The 17117-nt window shown below is 55.1% G+C and carries 11 protein-coding genes and 1 riboswitch; of the genes, 8 read left to right on the top strand and 3 right to left on the bottom strand.

Annotation, left to right across the window (positions count from 1 at the left end; all coding sequences use genetic code 11):
* Positions 1-48: 48 nt before the first annotated feature.
* A complete protein-coding gene (locus NST43_RS00770) occupies positions 49-825 on the bottom strand; it encodes a sugar phosphate isomerase/epimerase (RefSeq protein WP_339221896.1) in 777 nt (258 codons plus the stop codon).
* Between the two features lie 48 nt (positions 826-873).
* Positions 874-1182 carry an MTH1187 family thiamine-binding protein gene (locus tag NST43_RS00765; RefSeq protein WP_209994701.1) on the bottom strand — a complete coding sequence of 103 codons (309 nt, stop codon included), beginning with the start codon at positions 1180-1182 and terminating at the stop codon, positions 874-876.
* Between the two features lie 342 nt (positions 1183-1524).
* A riboswitch (cobalamin riboswitch) is annotated at positions 1525-1757 on the top strand.
* Positions 1758-2064: 307 nt separating this feature from the next.
* Between NST43_RS00765 and NST43_RS00760 the strand changes: the two genes are divergently transcribed.
* Positions 2065-4050 (top strand): anaerobic ribonucleoside triphosphate reductase, encoded by a 1986-nt coding sequence (locus NST43_RS00760; RefSeq protein WP_339221894.1) that lies wholly within the window; start codon positions 2065-2067, stop codon positions 4048-4050.
* Positions 4047-4574 carry an anaerobic ribonucleoside-triphosphate reductase activating protein gene (gene nrdG, locus NST43_RS00755; RefSeq protein WP_339221892.1) on the top strand — a complete coding sequence of 176 codons (528 nt, stop codon included), beginning with the start codon at positions 4047-4049 and terminating at the stop codon, positions 4572-4574. The genes NST43_RS00760 and nrdG overlap by 4 nt, the downstream gene beginning before the upstream one ends.
* Before the next feature lie 89 nt (positions 4575-4663).
* Here the strand turns inward: nrdG and ssuE are convergent, their stop codons facing one another.
* Positions 4664-5233, bottom strand: coding sequence for an NADPH-dependent FMN reductase (gene ssuE, locus NST43_RS00750; RefSeq protein WP_209994704.1), 570 nt, complete (start codon positions 5231-5233; stop codon positions 4664-4666).
* A gap of 407 nt (positions 5234-5640) precedes the next feature.
* Between ssuE and serS the strand changes: the two genes are divergently transcribed.
* The 6 genes from serS (at position 5641) to NST43_RS00720 (ending at position 16838) form a co-directional block, all read left to right on the top strand.
* Positions 5641-6921, top strand: a complete 1281-nt coding sequence (serS, locus tag NST43_RS00745) for a serine--tRNA ligase (RefSeq protein WP_339221890.1) — start codon at positions 5641-5643, stop codon at positions 6919-6921.
* Between the two features lie 580 nt (positions 6922-7501).
* Positions 7502-12631: an S-layer homology domain-containing protein gene (locus NST43_RS00740; RefSeq protein WP_339221889.1), complete on the top strand. Its 5130-nt coding sequence runs from the start codon at positions 7502-7504 to the stop codon at positions 12629-12631.
* Between the two features lie 220 nt (positions 12632-12851).
* Positions 12852-13757: a winged helix-turn-helix domain-containing protein gene (locus NST43_RS00735; RefSeq protein ID WP_339221887.1), complete on the top strand. Its 906-nt coding sequence runs from the start codon at positions 12852-12854 to the stop codon at positions 13755-13757.
* A gap of 5 nt (positions 13758-13762) precedes the next feature.
* Positions 13763-15034: an MFS transporter gene (locus tag NST43_RS00730; protein WP_339221885.1), complete on the top strand. Its 1272-nt coding sequence runs from the start codon at positions 13763-13765 to the stop codon at positions 15032-15034.
* A 545-nt stretch (positions 15035-15579) separates the two neighbouring features.
* Positions 15580-15918 carry a helix-turn-helix domain-containing protein gene (locus tag NST43_RS00725; RefSeq protein ID WP_039310863.1) on the top strand — a complete coding sequence of 113 codons (339 nt, stop codon included), beginning with the start codon at positions 15580-15582 and terminating at the stop codon, positions 15916-15918.
* On the top strand, positions 15900-16838 hold the full coding sequence (locus NST43_RS00720) for an IS3 family transposase (protein ID WP_339225308.1): 939 nt from the start codon (positions 15900-15902) through the stop codon (positions 16836-16838). Before NST43_RS00725 ends, NST43_RS00720 begins: the two co-directional genes overlap by 19 nt.
* Positions 16839-17117: the final 279 nt, after the last annotated feature.

Genomic DNA, 17117 nt, shown 5'->3' with positions numbered 1-17117 from the left:
CCTTAGATATATCCGATCCCCTACCCCTGATATGCATCGGCTTAAACACTACTGCATTAGCCCCAGCCCGCGGAAATAATCCAGCGCGAGCTTTGCGCTTGCAAGGGAGGATACCTCATAGGCCTCTTGCTCTACAATATAGTAGAGAATTCCGCTCTGCTCCGCTATCTCAAAGACGCTCTGGAAATCGACCTCTCCCTTCCCGAGATCGGTCTCCTCCTGGTTTGCTCCGAAATCCTTAATATGGACCAGCGGAACACGGCCGGCGTACCGTGACACATAATCTGCGGGCCGGGCTCCGCCCCGGTGTACCCAGCCCAGATCAAACTCTGCCAGCATATGCTCTGCAGGAATCCGCTCCAGCCAGATATCGATGACCGCCTTGCCGTCAACTTTTGCGAATTCATAATCATGGTTGTGGTAGCCGTACTCCATCCCTGCCGCCCGGACCATCGCGGAAGCCTTCTCCAGGAATGGAATTATTCTTGTCACATCTTCGATGGAAGGGCTGGGCGGAAGCGGTGCCGACGGGGTGATTATATATTGCAGTCCGAGCTCTACGGCGTATTCAATCTCTTTGGCTAAGGCCTGTTCCATCTTATCCAGGCTGCTGAAGTCCAGTCCCACATGCGCCGAAGGCGCCGCAAGGCCCAGTTCATCCAGCCTGCGGCGCAGTTCCCCGGCAGCTACGCCGAAATAACCGGCGAACTCCACTGCCTGGTATCCCATCTCTGCCACCTTGCCCAGTGTGCCGAGGAAATCCCGCTCCGTCTGGTCCCGCAGTGTATACATTTGAATTCCGATCTGCCGCGCTGCTTCTGCCATGTAGAATCCGCTCCTTATCGTCATTTCTGATTAGATACTATATTCCCACTACTTTCCCTGTAGCTTACGCTCCACGGATTCCAGCTTGCTGCGGCTGGTGGAGATCTTGTCGCGCCGGTCATCGATCTTAAGCGAGGTGGAGACTCTCTGCGCCCCGGCGGTGAACGGCGACTCATGCAGCGCTTCTACCGCAGCCAGAATCCGCGCTACCGGTCCCTCAATAATCGTACCCATAGAAGTTAGCTCATAGGTAATGCCCTCCACCGTCTCCAGTACGCGCTGCATCTCGGCCACATAGCTGCTGAGACTGGTGCTGCCTGTCCCGATCGGAATAACGGTCACTTCGCCAATTGCCATTGTGATCTCCCTCCTAATGATCTGATGTGCCTGAGCCTCTTATTTATCCTCTTATTGTAACGCTTCGCCAGGCTCGCCACAAATCACCTGCCACCCTCTCTATTCTATTAATATCCGTCAAAATGATAACCAGGATTAGACGCACTCTATTTATGGATTCTTTGTGGCGTATTTTCGGAGATTTTATGAAACATTCAAGGAAAATTCATAGAAAAGTTGTGGATTACCTGTGGACTAACTGTGGATCAGCTGTGAGTAAAAGCGCCGAACCCGCTCCCCGTGCGGGATTGCAAAAAAACATTTACAAACACAATATATTGCGTTAGCTTTAATAGATAACAACAAAATATAGTAGAAACGGGTGTTTCACCCCTTGTAATAGAGGTGCGACTTAATAGGGAAGCGCGGTGCAAAACCGCTGCGGTCCCGCCACTGTAACCGGATGCTCCCAGGGCGCGATGCCCCAGGGCCGCATTCTCCGGCTAATTGCCACTAAGGGGCGGAATAAGCCCCCCGGGAAGGCGCAGGAGGAGTTGCCGGAAGCCAGGAGACCTGCCCGTTTCGGTGGCACCGCTTAGACTCCTGCGAGGAACAGGGGAGGTGTCCGTATGCGGCCTGCAATAGCAGAGTTAGCCTTCCGTCAATCGGGCCATAGGCTGCCGATACCTGAGGACGATCGAGGATTATCTTCAGGTATCGGCTCTGCGGAATATACAAGAACGGGCGTAAGCTATCGCCCTGTGTCTGCTCGTATGTTCCACCCAGACCACAGGCAAATTTCCGCTTTCCGGAACTTTGCATCATGCATTCGGGCATTTCCGGCCTTCCCGGCCGGGGGTGCTTTTTTAACGCTTACAATACCCGAGAGGAGAGAGTTATATAATGACGCTGCTGGAGAAACGTTATAACGAAGGACAAGCTGCACAGGAGGATCTTTTAGAAGAGGTCATTCATCTGGGACGGGATATTATCGAAAGCCGGGATCTGGATCTGCTGCGCGAGAACGCCAACCTGAACGGGGAGAGCTTCTCCGGCAAAATGAGCAAGTTCGGCAGTGAATACTCCAAATGGTATGCCCGTAACTTCACCATGCCGCCACAGCTGGTACAGGCTACCCTGGATAATGTCGTCTATGTACATGACCTTGATCAGTACGCCATTGGAACCACGAACTGCATCTTCATTCCGTTTGAACGGCTTCTCCGTGAAGGCTTCAACACCGGCAACGGCAGCGTACGGCCTCCCAACTCGATTATGACGGCGATGTCACTGGTGGCGATTATTTTCCAGTCGCAGCAAAATGCGCAATACGGCGGCGTATCCGCCAACAAGCTGGATTATGATCTGGCCCCTTATGTGACCAAATCCTTCTCCAAGCTCTTCCGCAAAGGTCTGGAGTATTTCGAGGAGAATACAGAGGGTTCTGAGCTTGGGGAGATTACGATGAGCCGCAGCGATCTGGCTGAGCAGTATCCGCGTGCCTTCCGTTTCGCCCTGAAGGAGACGCAGAGCGAGACCCTGCAGGCCGCAGAGAGCATGGTACATAACCTGAATACGATGTCCAGCCGCTCCGGCGGCCAGATTCCTTTTACCAGCATCAATTACGGCACTTGCTCCTCACCAGAGGGCCAGCTTGTGATCAGTTCACTGCTGGCGGCCACGATGAACGGACTGGGCAGCGGGGAGACGCCGGTGTTCCCAATTCAGATCTTTAAATGTAAGCAAGGCGTCAACCAGCAGCCGGGCGATCCCAACTATGAGCTGTTCCTGAAGGCCGCGGAGTGCTCGGCGCGCAGATTGTATCCGAATTTCGCCAATCTGGACGCTCCGCTGAACATGCAATATTACGATCCGGCTGACCCGGATACCGAGTTCGCTACGATGGGCTGCCGGACCCGTGTGCTCGGCGACCGCTTTGGACGTAACCACTGCTCCGGCAAAGGTAATCTGTCCTTCAACACGCTCAATTTGGTGCGTCTTGGACTGGCCCACGGTACGGTAACCGGCCGCCGCCTGGCTGCTGACGAAAAAGGGTTCTTTGACGACCTCAATCACTACATGGATATTGCGCTCGACGGTCTGCTGCACCGTTTCCGTATTCAGGCTTCCCAGAAGGCCAAAGCCTCCGATTTCATGATGCGTGAAGGCGTCTGGGAAGGCGGCGAGCAGCTTGCCCCCGATGACAGCGTAGGCGAGCTGCTGAAGCACGGCAGTCTGTCGCTGGGCTTCATTGGAATGGCAGAATGCATGAAAGCTATGTACGGTAAGCACCACGGCGAAGATATGGAGATTCACGCCAAGGCTGTAGCCATCGTCCGCCACATGCGTGAATATTGCGACCGCAAGAGCGAGGAGCTTAATCTCAACATCACCTTGTTCGCAACGCCGGCCGAAGGTCTCTCCGGCAAGTTCACCAAGATCGACCGCAAGGTGCTCGGCTCTATCCCTGGGGTAACGGACCGTGAATACTATACGAACTCGTTCCACATTCCGGTCTATTATGAACTAAGCGCAGCTAAGAAGATCAGCCTGGAAGCTCCGTTCCATGAACATTGCAACGCCGGAGCGATCTCCTATGTCGAGCTGAACGGCAACGCCCGGAGCAACCCGTCAGCCTTCGTCAAAATCATCAAATACGCGCTGGAGCAGGACATCAGCTACTTCAGCATTAACCATCCGATTGACCGCTGCTCCGCCTGCGGCTATGAAGGGGTCATCGGCGCGAATTGTCCGACCTGCAATGCGCATGAAGATACCACCCATATCCGCCGTCTGCGCCGGGTTACAGGGTATCTGACCGGCGACTATCAGACCCGCTTCAATGCTGCCAAGCAAGCCGAAGTCCGGGACCGTGTTAAGCATCTATGAACATCTGCGGCTATTACCCGGAGTCGATCAATGAAGGGGAAGGCCTGCGGGCCGTCCTCTTCTTCAGCGGCTGCCGCCACCGCTGCCCGGGCTGCTTCAACCCGAAGACCTGGAATTTCAACTACGGGGAGGCCTTCACCCCGGAGCGGCGGCGGGAGATTATAGAAGAGATTGCAGGCAATCCGCTGCTGGACGGCTTAACGCTTGCGGGCGGGGACCCTTTTTTCTCGGCTGAGGAGGCTGCAGATTTCATTCATGAGCTGCGCGCCGAGCTGCCGGGCTTCCCGATCTGGATCTATACCGGCTATACGTACGAGGAGCTTACGGCTTCCCCGGGCTCTGCGGAATGGAAGCTGCTGGCCTTGTGCCAGGTCGTGATCGACGGACGGTTTGTTGAGGCATTGAAGGACCTGACCCTCTCCTACCGGGGGAGCAGCAACCAGCGGATCATCGATATTCCGGCGAGTCTGGCGGGAGATATGGTGGTACTGTGGGAGCCGGAGCTGAGCTTTCAAGGGGTATAAAATTCATATACAAAAAGGCACTACACTCCCGCATTCGGGTAATGTAGTGCCTTTTGATTGTACGGGCAGCTGTAACCGGCAGCCTAACGTTATTCTACGGCTGCTGATTGCCCTGCCTTGCGCCCCACCTTATGCTCCGTCTCTTCAGCCAGCTCCTCCAGCACGCTGTTCAGGCGCAGCTTCAGCTCCTCCGCCAGCTCAACTACGCCCTGATCGTTACGCACCGCCTGGGAGTCTACGGCGTAGACGCCGCCAAGAATGTAGCGGGCGCCAAGCACGGACAATACCGGCTTCAGTGCATAGTCAATGGCGAGCAGATGCGCGAGACTTCCGCCCATGAAGAGCGGCAGCACGATTTTGCCGGCCAGCCCTTTTTGCGGCACCAGATCTAGGAAGGTCTTCAGCACTCCCGTGTAAGAAGCCTTATATACCGGACTGACGACGATCACCGCATCGGCTTCCGCCACGAGCCCGTTCGCCTTGACGATGGCTTCACTCTCGAACTTGGTGTGAATCAGATCCTCCGCCGGAAGCTCTGCCACATTGATCCGCTCCACTTCATACCCGCGCTCCCGCAAGGCGCTCTCTGCATACTCAATCACGGCATTGATCCGTGAGACCAGAGAGGGTGTTCCGTTAATTACGACTATTTTGGCCATTTCCGCACCTCTTCCGTCCGCTATTATAGGATATGCCGGGCTACTGCACCGGACACTGATACTTCAAATTAGTAATAATCCTAGCAGAGTACAAGGAATATTGTCAAACCCCTCTTATGCTTGCAAACCGCTGCCCCTCTGGTTATAATAAACGGCAAACCTATATCCCGACCAGGCCAACGACCGGCATCCAACCGCGAGGCGTCTGCGACCGGAGCAGCTTCCTGTTCCCTAAGTTTACCGGGTTTCGCCCGTTACCGCGAAGACCAAAGAGGGCCTTATTCCGTGCATTAGAGTTGCTTAACGTGAATGGGTCAACCTGGGTGGCACCGCGAGCTGACGCTCCTCGTCCCATGGATGAGGGCGTTTTTTGCGTTTTTTTACCCACACTTAAGGAGCGGATGCAGATGCTGGATATGAATTGGATCAGGGAGAATGAGGACATTGTACGGAAGACTGCCGAGTGGAAAAGATTGAAGTTCCCCCTGGAGGAACTTCTGGAGTGGGATGACCGGCGGCGGCTGGCCCGCCGGGAGACGGAGCTGCGCCGGGCAGAGCGCAACGCGCTGACGAAGGAAGTGGAGCGTCTGCTGCGCCAGGGCGACGCCGAAGGCGGCGAGCGGGTGAAGGAGCAGGTGCGAGGTATCGGCAGCGAGCTCGCGCTGCTGGAGGCGGAGCTGGCGGAAGCGGAGCGGCGCTGCGGGGAGCTGCTGCTGGAAGCGCCGAATCCCGTGTCGGCGGATACGCCGATCGGGCCGGATGACAGCGCGAATGTGGAGCTGCGGCGGCATGGCACGTTGCCGGTGTTCGGCTTCCGCGCGCGGGACCATGTCGAGCTCGGAGAGCTGCACGACATCCTCGACCTTCCGCGCGGGGTCAAAGCCGGCGGCCCCCGCAGCTATGTGCTGAAGGGAGCCGGTCTGCTGCTGCACCTCGCTGTGCAGCGGCTGGCCCTGGATGTGCTGATGCAGCGCGGCTTCACCGTCATGGATGTGCCCGTGATCGTCCGGCCAGAGGCCTTGGAGCGGACCGGATTCTTCCCCGGCGGCATGGATCAGACCTACGAGCTGACTGGAGAGAAGCGCTGGCTGGCCGGCACCTCGGAGGTGTCGCTGGTCTCACTGTACAGCGATGAGATTCTGGAGCTGGATCAGCCGCTGCGGCTGGCCGGGATGTCGGCCTGCTTCCGCCGCGAGGTTGGCTCGGCGGGCCGCGATGTGCGCGGGCTGTACCGGGTCCACCAGTTCTCGAAGATCGAGCAGGTGGTCATGTGCAAGAACGATCCGGCAGAATCGGAGCAGATGCTCCAGGAGATTCTCGGCAATGCCGAGCATATTCTTCAGCTGCTGGAGCTGCCCTACCGGGTAGTTGCTGTCTGTAGCGGAGACATGGCGATGAAGACCCATAAACAGTATGACATCGAGACCTGGATGCCGGGCAGAGAAGCTTACGGGGAGACCCACTCGGCTTCCAATCTGCTCGACTTCCAGGCCCGCCGCTCGGGCATCCGCTACCGTGATGAAGACGGGCGGCTGCAATACTGCCACACCCTGAACAACACAGCGGTGGCCACTCCACGCATTCTGATTCCGCTGCTGGAGAATCACCAGCAGGAGGACGGATCGATCTATATCCCGCAGGCGCTGCAGCCTTATATGGGCGGGGTGGAGCGGATCGAACACAAGTAATCTCACCTTAACCACCACCGGCTACTCATCCGCCCACTTTTGGGACACCCGGCGAATTCAGGGGCATTAGTGCCCCTTTTTTGTTCACTTCGGGCTTCATGCAGCCCACACACCTTCCCGCCAACACATCATATTCGGTTTTCCGCTTACATTTCACTCACGTGCCTCCACACCACCCAATGCTCATTTTCATGCGTTAGTTGTGCCTTCAAAGACATGTTTGTTTGCGCATACAATCCAAGCTCATTATTCCGGTGATTCAAAGACTGCCGCTTAACCTCAACTCTATGTGCACCCTATCCACAACAGACGAAAATTATAATTTCCTAAGCAACAAAGAAACGGCTCTCCTCCTTTATAGGAAGAATAGCCGTTTTCAGCATAAAAGTAACATGCAGTTTACATAGTTTCAGAAAATGTAGCTAACTTCATCTAAAACACCTTAAAATTTTATACATCTCATCATTTCCCTCTACGTTTTTATGCGATTTTAACAAATATTGCCGAAAAATTGCACTAGATTCATATTATCTCTATTATAATAGAGTACGAATGATATTTTATGGGGAGGTATACTCACATGAAACTTTCTTCACAATGCAAGAAGCCGCTCAGTCTATTCCTGGCGGTAGCATTGCTATTAACCGGGATCTTCCCGGGATTGTCTACAGGCTCGGGGACGGCCTCGGCAGAGCCGATTATAGCAGCCGATAGGGTTGCGGCCACTGCGGCCACTCAAGCTCCCCCGGTTACTGCATCCCCTGCCTCAGGCACTAAGATCGCTACAGGATCAAAGATTACTTTAAACACCTCCGTAACGGCAAGCGTGTACTACAGCGTCTACGCCAACAAGAGTACTACAGCAGAAGTGGCAGAGCAGTTGTATACTGCCCCAATCACCGTTCACTCCGATATTACCTCTCTTAAGATTACAGCTTATGCCTCATTATCCGATTCTGAGAAAGGTCCAACATCCACTTTTGAATACAGCGTCGCCCCTGCACTGGCAGGTCTTAAGATTAACCAGATTCAAGGCGCAGGACATATCTCCCCTTACGTGGATGCTATGGTCACTGAAGTCAAGGGAATTGTTACCTACATTAAGGATGCTGACAGCTTCTACATCCAGTCTGCAGCCGCTGATATGGATACTGATATCAAGACCTCGGAAGCCATCCAAATCTATCAGAAGGGAAAAAGCAGTGCCGTTAAACCAGGCGATGCTGTCACGGTAGACGGAGTTGTCAAGGAATTTGGCCGCACCGGACAATTATCCACCACACAGATTACCGCCAGCCAAACCACGGTTGTCAGCAGCGCTAATCCGCTTCCGGCCCCAACCCTGCTGGGTACTGGCGGACGTCTCATCCCAACGGCTGTAATCGATGATGATGGCCTGAATCCGGCCAAATTCGAGCCAGCCACCGATGCCATCGACTTCTATGAGAGCCTGGAAGGCATGCGTCTGGATCTTGCCAAGCCGACCACGGTGGGCCCGGCAGTCTACTATGCTTCCAGCAGTACCTTTGAGATTCCGGTAGTGACCGTCAACGGTACGGGCAACACGACTGAAGTAACTTCCCCTGCCGGTGGACTGGTACTGACGGGTGCCGACTTTAACCCGCAGCGCCTGATTCTCTCGGTGAAGACTGCCCCGGTGCTCACTACAGGCCAGCAATTCTTGGGCAATATCACCGGTATTCTGACTTATGATTTCGGCAAATTCCTGATTTCTACGGAAACAGGCGGCCTGCCAGACGTCTCCCCAAGCAAGCTTAAGAGAGAAGTGACCTCGCTCTCCCCGGGAGATGCGGATAAGCTGAACATCGCTTCTTTTAACATTGAGAACTTCTCCCAGCAGAATGATCCGGCCAAAATCACCAATGTCGCCAAGGATATCGTGGTCAATCTCAAAACACCGGACATCATCGGCCTGACAGAAGTGCAGGATAATGATGGAACCGGCAAAGGCGGAACGGATGCCAGCGAGAGCTATACAGCGCTGATTGCCGCCATTAAAGCCATTGACGGCGGTGCATCTGATTACCGCTTCACGGATATCGCACCGCTGAACAACCAAGATGGCGGCGTTCCGGACGGCAATATCCGCTCCGGCTTCCTGTACAACAAGAACCGCGTCTCGCTGAAGCCAGGCACACCGGGTACAGCCACTGATTCTGTAAGCTATAGCGCCGGCGCCGGCCTCAGCCTGAACCCTGGACGCATTGATCCGGGCAATGAAGCCTTCAAGGAGTCGCGCAAGCCGCTGGCTGCCGAATTCCTTTTCGGGGGCAAAGAGATCGTCGTGATTGCTAATCACTTCAACTCCAAGAGCAGCGACAACTATCTGTTCGGCTCCGTTCAGCCTCCGGTCTTCTCGACTGAAGTTCAGCGGGCCAAGATCGCCAAGGTAGTAGGCAGCTTCGCTGAGGATGTGCTTCAGAAGAACCCTGATGCCAATCTTGTCGTGCTCGGCGATCTGAATGACTTCCAGTTCTCAGACACGCTGAATATCCTCAAGGGCAGTGCGCTTACGAATCTGGTAAACAACCTGCCGCTGAATGAACGGTATTCCTACAACTTCCAGGGCAACTCCCAGACGCTGGATCATATCCTCGTCAATAACAGACTGGCTTCTGCCAGCAAGCTTGATATCGTGCATGTTAATGCCGATTTTGCAGATCCGGGAGATTATCCGAAAGGCACTGTATCTGATGCCGACGGCATCCGAATCAGCGACCATGATCCGCTGCTGGCACAGATTGATTTCGGCACGACAGATTTCAATCTGCGGGTCCTGCATACAAACGATACCCATAGCCATCTGGAGAATATCACCAAGCGGACCTCAGCCATCAGCAGCGAACGGACAGGCAATACGGTGCTGCTGGATGCGGGGGACGTCTTCTCCGGAACACTGTATTTCAACCAGTTCAAGGGTCAGGCAGACATCAAGTTCATGAATAATATCGGCTATGACGCGATGACCTTCGGCAACCATGAGTTTGATATGAATAAGGAGAATCCGGAAATCCTGCGGAATTTCGTTACGGCGGCCAAGTTCCCATTCGCCAGCTCCAATATTGATTTCACCACCAAGAATAGTGAGCTTGCTGACCTCTATCACGAGATGACTGGTATTCTTGAGACCGATGAGTCCAAAAGCACAGCCAATGACGGTCATATCTATCCTTCCGTCATCAAGGACGTGTATGGAGAGAAGATCGGAATCTTCGGCTTGACGACTGAGGATACTGTAGGCCTCGCGTCTCCTGGCGACAAGATTATTTTCAAAGATCATGTAGAAAGCGCGAAGCGGACCGTCCAGGCGCTCGAAGCCCAGGGCATCAACAAGATTATCGCCGTCACCCATCTGGGGTACACCGTGGATCAGGAGCTGGCCAAAGCTGTTCCGGGGATCGACATTATCGTCGGCGGACATTCCCACACGAAGATCGACAACCCTCCAACTCCTGTGGTGATTGCAGGTACGGACAAGAAGGTCCTGATTGTACAAACCGGCGAATACAGCCAGTTCCTCGGTGAGCTTGATGTTACCTTCGATAAGAACGGTGAGGTTAAAGCCTATCAGGGGAAATTGCTGGATGTTAACCTGTTCGGTGAAGACCCTGCTGCCAAAAAAATGCTAGCCCCGATTGATGCTGAGCTGGCAACGGTCCGCAACCAGGTTGTAGGCTACTCTTCTGTAGATCTCTACACTCACCGCATCATCGACGGAAAGTCTGTCCGTGTTGTTCGTAAGGAAGAGACTCCCATCGGCAATATGATCGCCGACAGTATTGCGGAAAAGGTTACGGAGCTGATGCCAAGCTTCGTGTCAGCCTCTGACCTCGCCTCCATCAAGGGCGTTGTTGCCATCCAGAATGGCGGAGGTATCCGCGAAGCCATCAATACAGGCGATATCACCATGGGCGAAGTGCTGACGACACTGCCGTTCGGCAATGGACTTGCAGCTCTGAAAGTCACCGGTGCAGAGATCATCTCCTCCCTGGAGAACGCAGTAAGCGGCCTGGCTTCCGACCAGGGTCGGTTCGCCCATGTCTCAGGGATGAAATATTCGTATGATTCCACCAAGAAGCCGGAGATTATCGATTCATTAACCGGCAAGGTCACGCAAGCGGGAGAACGCATAATCTCCGTAGAAATCAAACAGGCAAACGGCTCTTACCTGCCGATTGATCCGGCAGCCTATTACATTCTGTCTACGAACTCCTTCATGGCAGGTGGTGGAGACTTCTACCGCGCGCTGGCTTCAGCCAAGGCGGATGGACGTTATTATGAACTGGGTCTTCCCGACTTCGAAGTCCTGCTGGCCTATCTGAAGAAGCATAAACCGGTGACTTCGAGCGTCGAAGGACGGATCACCGATCTGATGGGCGCCGTTCCAAGTCCGACTATTACTCCAACCCCGGCACCAACTACCAATCCGGGCGGATCTAATCCGGGTGGAACCGGGGGTACTACCCCGACAGCCACTCCGATTCCAAGTCCGGCAGCCACCACAGGAGTACCGCCGCAGGTAACGACGTTTACTGCAGCGGATCTCACCGCTCAGCTTGCAGCCTTGCCTGCCGGTACGAATGAGCTGAAGCTCCCGCTCACGGCTTCAGCAGGCGGCGCACAGGCTGTGCTGCCAGGCAGTGTCCTAGTGCAGCAGGCGGCGGCACATCCGAACACAGTGTTGACCTTCATCTCTACCGGCGGTGCTTCCTATTCCCTGCCGCTGAGTCTTATTAACGGAACGGCTCTAGCCGCCCAGCTTGGCACCAGTGATTTCACAATTACCGTATCATTGCTTCAGGCAGATACCGCTGTACTGGACAGCCTGAACAAGGCCATCGCCGCACAGGCAGGTACGATCACCGTTGCTGCACCCGTCATTGAATTCAGCGTCAGTGCCCAGGCAGGTCAGTCAAGCGTGCCGCTGAACAGCTTCGGCAACACTTATGTGAAGCGGACAATCACGGCCACTGGTGCACTTGATGCCAAGGGTGCGACCGGTGTCGCCTTTGACCCGGCCACAGGCAAGCTGTCCTTTGTGCCTTCGGTCTTCGCAAATCCGGCAGACGGACATACGGAAGTAACGATTAAGCGCAACAGCAACAGCTATTATACTGTGGTGAAGTCGTCCAAGACCTTCGGAGATACTACCGGACACTGGGCACAATCCGCCATTGAACTGCTGGCCTCGAAGCTGGTGATTACCGGCACCAGCAGCACCGCTTTCTCGCCTGCGCAGTCCATAACACGGGCAGAGTTCGCGGTACTGATCACCCGTTCCCTGGGCCTTGCCCCGGCAGCAACAGGAACGGCCTTCAAGGATGTTAGCGCAGGCGCATGGTACACAGAGGCTGTGCAGACAGCCGCTGCCGCAGGCCTGATTACCGGATATACGGATGGCAGCTTCAAGCCAGGCAGTCCGATTACCCGGCAAGAGATGGCCGCCGTCCTGTCCAAAGCTATGAAATACACCGGCAAGACCCTGACGACCGATCCGGCTGTATTGGCTAAATTCCGCGATGCCTCAAGCATCCCGGCCTGGTCCAGAGCAGCGGTAGCAGAGATCGCCGCCGCTGGCATCATCCAGGGAACCCCTGATGGTGCGTTCGCTCCGGCGAAGCTGGCTACCCGTGCAGAAGCGGCTACGATGCTGGAGAAGACCCTGAAGTCGCTGCAATTCATTAACTAACGCACGCTACAGCGTTATACGAGATTTAAATCAGTAAAGGCGGTTCCCAAGGCGCATGATGCGCTGCGGGAACCGCCTTTTTTTGTGAAGCAAAGATTACTCCTCCGCCAAAAAAGAATCATTTGCCAAAGAGGTATTGTTCGTTTATTATAAAACTAAAATAAGTTCTACGTTTATAGAACAAAAATATCTCAACTATACCAGAAAGCAGGAATTCCTTATGGATTATAAAGTAACTGTAGACTTCGCGCCTGTCTATGAATGCATTACCAGCCTGAACGCTTTTATCGGCAAGCAAAATCATACGGCTATGGATGCCGGGACCTCCTGGGTCCGCCAGGTCCAGACGCAGTTCGCCCCTGTCATGCTCCAACGTATGAAGGAGGTGCTGAAGCTCACGGATAATTTCAGTCTCTCCCCCTACATCTGGAGCTGTCCCGGAGAGCGTACGGCGGAGGAATTTCTGCATTGGTTCGAGGAGCTGTCTCCGGGGGACCTATACGACATTGCCGGGCGGTTCGGACAGAGTGTGCCTGCGAATCTTGCCGGGCTAAGGGATGCTGCGGCTGAAGTGATCCGGGTGTGGAATGACAGCTATTTCAGTGGCATTGATCCGGCCATTATGGAAGGGCTGCGGCAGGAGGCCAGTGCACGGGCAGCGATGCTGGACGGCACGAATGATATGGCTGTCTACGAGGCAGCTACCGAAGGGATGCGGCTCTATCCGCCTAAGACGCTGAAGCAGGTTATTATCACTCCGCAATATCATGCCCGACCGCTGGTCATCTCCTCTCAATATGATGAGTTTGTGTTCACCAGCTACTCCTGCGATGCGCTCCCTGCTGAAGAAGGACGGCCCGCTGCCGCGCTGCTGCGGCTTACCCGGGCGTTATCGGATGAGACCCGGCTGTTCATTCTCCGGCAGCTTACCGGCAGTCAGATGAGTTTCACGGAGATTGTGAAGGCGGTCCAGCTGTCCAAAAGCACGATTCACTACCACCTGATCGCGCTGCGCGCAGCAGGTCTGGTCATCGTTCACACCAGCGGCAAAAGTGTCTCCTACAGCCTGCGGCTGGAGGCGCTGGATGATCTGCCCGGACATATTGAGGACTATCTGAAGGGGTGAGCGGGTTGCAGAAACGGAGCTATTACGGATTGTTATCCACGGTTTCACTCAGCGCCTTCGGCGATGCCTTTGGGCTGCTGGCCATGGAGTGGCTGGTCTATGACCTGACTGGCTCCAAGGTAGCGATGGGGGCGCTTGCGCTCAGCTCCATGATTCCCGAGCAAGTGCTGCGCCTGCTCGGCTCGCCGCTATCCGACCGGCTGCCCCGCGTGCGGTTCATGGCCTGCCTCGCCGTGCTGCGGCTGCTGGCGCTCCTGCTTCCGCTCGGCATGGGCCTCGCCGGCCATCTCCAGCTCTGGCAGCTGTTCGCTGCCGCCAGCCTGAGCGGCGCCTGCTCGGCGCTGTTCCTGCCGACGGCCATGGCTGTCATCCCCGAAATCACCGGGACCGGCAAGCTGATGCGCGCCTTCGCAATCATTGACGGCTGCAAGGGCGCTGCCGTGCTGCTCGGACCGGCGCTTGCCGGCATCCTGACCGCGGCCAGCGGCGCCTTGCCGGCACTCGGGGTCAACGCCGTCTGCTATATGGCAGCCATTGCTATGCTGCTGTGGCTGCCCCGGATGGGCAAGCCCGCCGGGCCGCCTGCAGCTGCCGTCTCCGTGTCCGGCTATCTGCGGGAGGTGGCCGAAGGCTTCTCATTCTACCGGCGGTTCCCCGCCATGCTGACGATCATGATGATGGCTGCCGTCAGCAATCTTAGCTCCACCGCCATATGGACGATGATGGTCCCTTATGTCCGCGAAGTGCTGCACCGCGATGCGGCGGCTGTAGGCACGCTATCTACAGCTTCTGCGCTTGGTTACCTCGCCGGACTCGGAGTCATCTCCTTGATGGGCGAGATTAAGCAGCGGCGCGCTGTCATGCTGGGCAGCCTGGGCTTGTCGGGCATCGTCACCATGCTGTGGGGCTTCATCCCCAGCTATGCCTTCGCCTTGTTCGCCGTATTCGCCGCCGGACTGATGGGGCCCTTCTTCAGTTCCTTAAGCTCCTCTCTGCACGGGCGGCTCGTGCCCGGTCAGCTTCAGGGCCGGGTCAACTCGGTCCGCTTCCTGATTGGCGGGAGCCTGTCGCCGATTGGCGCCTTGGCAGCCGGTACGGTCGCCGAGCTGTATGGGGTTCCTGTGCTTTTGCTTGCCGCAGGCCTTCTTCCGGTGCTATACGCCGGAGTGGCCATGCGCCTGCCCGGCCTGAAAGCGCTGGACGGCGACCTGTCTGTGCTGGAGCAGCGGGACCGCCAGCGCCAGGAGGCTGCGCTGGCGGGCGATATCTCTATGTAGATAGACCTTAAGGAGCTGCATTGTTGCATTTCGTGCAGGATATCTGCCCAGGTCGCTTCTATGGAGCTCCAGCGTTGCACATCGTGCAGGATCTCCGCGCAAGCCGCCCCTATCGAGCCGCAGTGTTGCACTTTATGCAGGATTTCACTAAATTTGTTACTGGTTACGGCGAATTGTTGCAACTTTTGCAGGAATTAGGGCGATTCGGGGCTAGCGGGAGCTGGATTGTTGCATTTCGTGCAGGATTTCCGCCCAGGCCGCCCCTATCAAGCCACAGTGTTGCACTTCGTGCAGGATTTTTCTAAATTTGTTACTGGTTACGGCACATTGTTGCAACTTTTGCAGGATTTCGGGCGATTTGAGGCTAGTCGGAGCTGCATTGTTGCATTTCGTGCAGGATTTCCGCCCAGGCCGCCCCTATCAAGCCACAGTGTTGCACTTCGTGCAGGATTTTTCTAAATTTGTTACTGGTTACTCTTAAGCCCCCTAATCAAAGTGGAGACCTTGACATGTAAGAGGTACACTAAGAAGAGGGAGTGGAGCCGATGAGAAGCAACAAGTTGTATGACGAACAGCGGATCAAAGTAGCCCAAGAAGCGATCAATGGAACCAAGGTTTCCTTCCTGGCCCGAAAGTATTCCGTCTCTCCCAGCACCATTGCCAATTGGGTGAAGTTCTACAAAGAACGATTTGGAGAAGAGGCCACTCCGTCCGTCCAAGAACGGATTGAAGATGCGGAGCGTGTCCAAGATCTGGAGACGAAGATGGAGACGGCCATTAAGTTATTGGGTGAAAAGGATCTGGAAATCGAACTGCTGCGTGAACTCTTAAAAAAAGCCAACCCCGCTTACAAGACAAACTCGAACTGGCCGACGAAGCGATAAAGCGGGGTTATTCGGCTACACTGGTTCTACGTATCGTGGAGGTTCAACCTTCCACCTATTATGCGCATAAAAAACGTTTCCTGGGGCTTTGGAGTGCCCCGGATGCGGTCGTGACTTCGGGTCGTCCGATCCCCGCCTATTCCCTCACTACCGGCGGTCTGCGGGTCAGTGACCTACAGATCGAGGAGTGGCTGAGTGAGCTGGTAGAGGGCGAGGAGAACGGCTATGGCTACCGGAACCTGGCGTATGCCCTATCGGTCCAGCAGGGCTTAATCCTCAACCACAAGAAGGCGTACCGGCTGTGCAAGAAGCTCGGATTGCTTCAGAAAAAGCCGGTGAGGAACCTAAAATACCCTCGACGTTTAGCGCGAAATCGAGTGGTCACCGGCCCCAACCAACTCTGGCAGATTGACATTAAATATGGATACATTCATGGCTACGACCGCTTCTTTTTTATCTTTGATATGATTGATGTGTTTGACCGCTGTATCGTCGGCTACCACGTGGGCGCGAGCTGTACAGCGAAGCAAGTCTGTGCCACGTTAAGGGAGGCGCTGGGCCGACGTTTACAGCCTGGAGATCCCTCACCGGTGATCCGTTCCGATAACGGCCCGCAATTCCTAAGCGACGTCTTTGGCGAGCTGTGTGCGGAAACGCAGCGTCCTCTGGAGCATGAGCGGATTCCTCCAAAAACGCCGAATATGAACGCCTACATTGAGTCGTTTCACAGTATTTTGGAGAGAGATTTGTACACGAAAAGGTACTTTGAAACGTTTGAAGAAGCCTATGAAGCGGTCGCAGTTTATATTAATTTTTACAACGAGCGCCGTTTTCATGGCAGTTTGCAGCGCATGAGCCCCAAGCAATACCACGCCGCATGGAAAGCAGGCAAGCTAAAACCGATAGAAATAAAGCTGTAAACAAGATCCTGCGAAAACACGAGTTTTTAGCAGAATGTCTCCATAATTAGGGGGCCGAACCGGTTACGGCACATTGTTGCAACTTTTGCAGGATTTCGGGCGATTTGAGGCTAGTCGGAGCTGCATTGTTGCATTTCGTGCAGGATCTCCGCGCAAGCCACCCCTATCAAGCCACAGTATTGCACTTCGTGCAGGATTTTTCTAAATTTGTTACTGGTTACGGCACATTGTTGCAACTTTTGCAGGAATTCGGGCGATTCGAGGCTAGTGGGAGCTGCA

The sequence above is a fragment of the Paenibacillus sp. FSL H8-0332 genome, from assembly GCF_037963835.1.
GTDB lineage: Bacteria > Bacillota > Bacilli > Paenibacillales > Paenibacillaceae > Paenibacillus_AQ > Paenibacillus_AQ rhizoplanae.
This window is presented reverse-complemented; position numbering and strand designations above follow the sequence as displayed.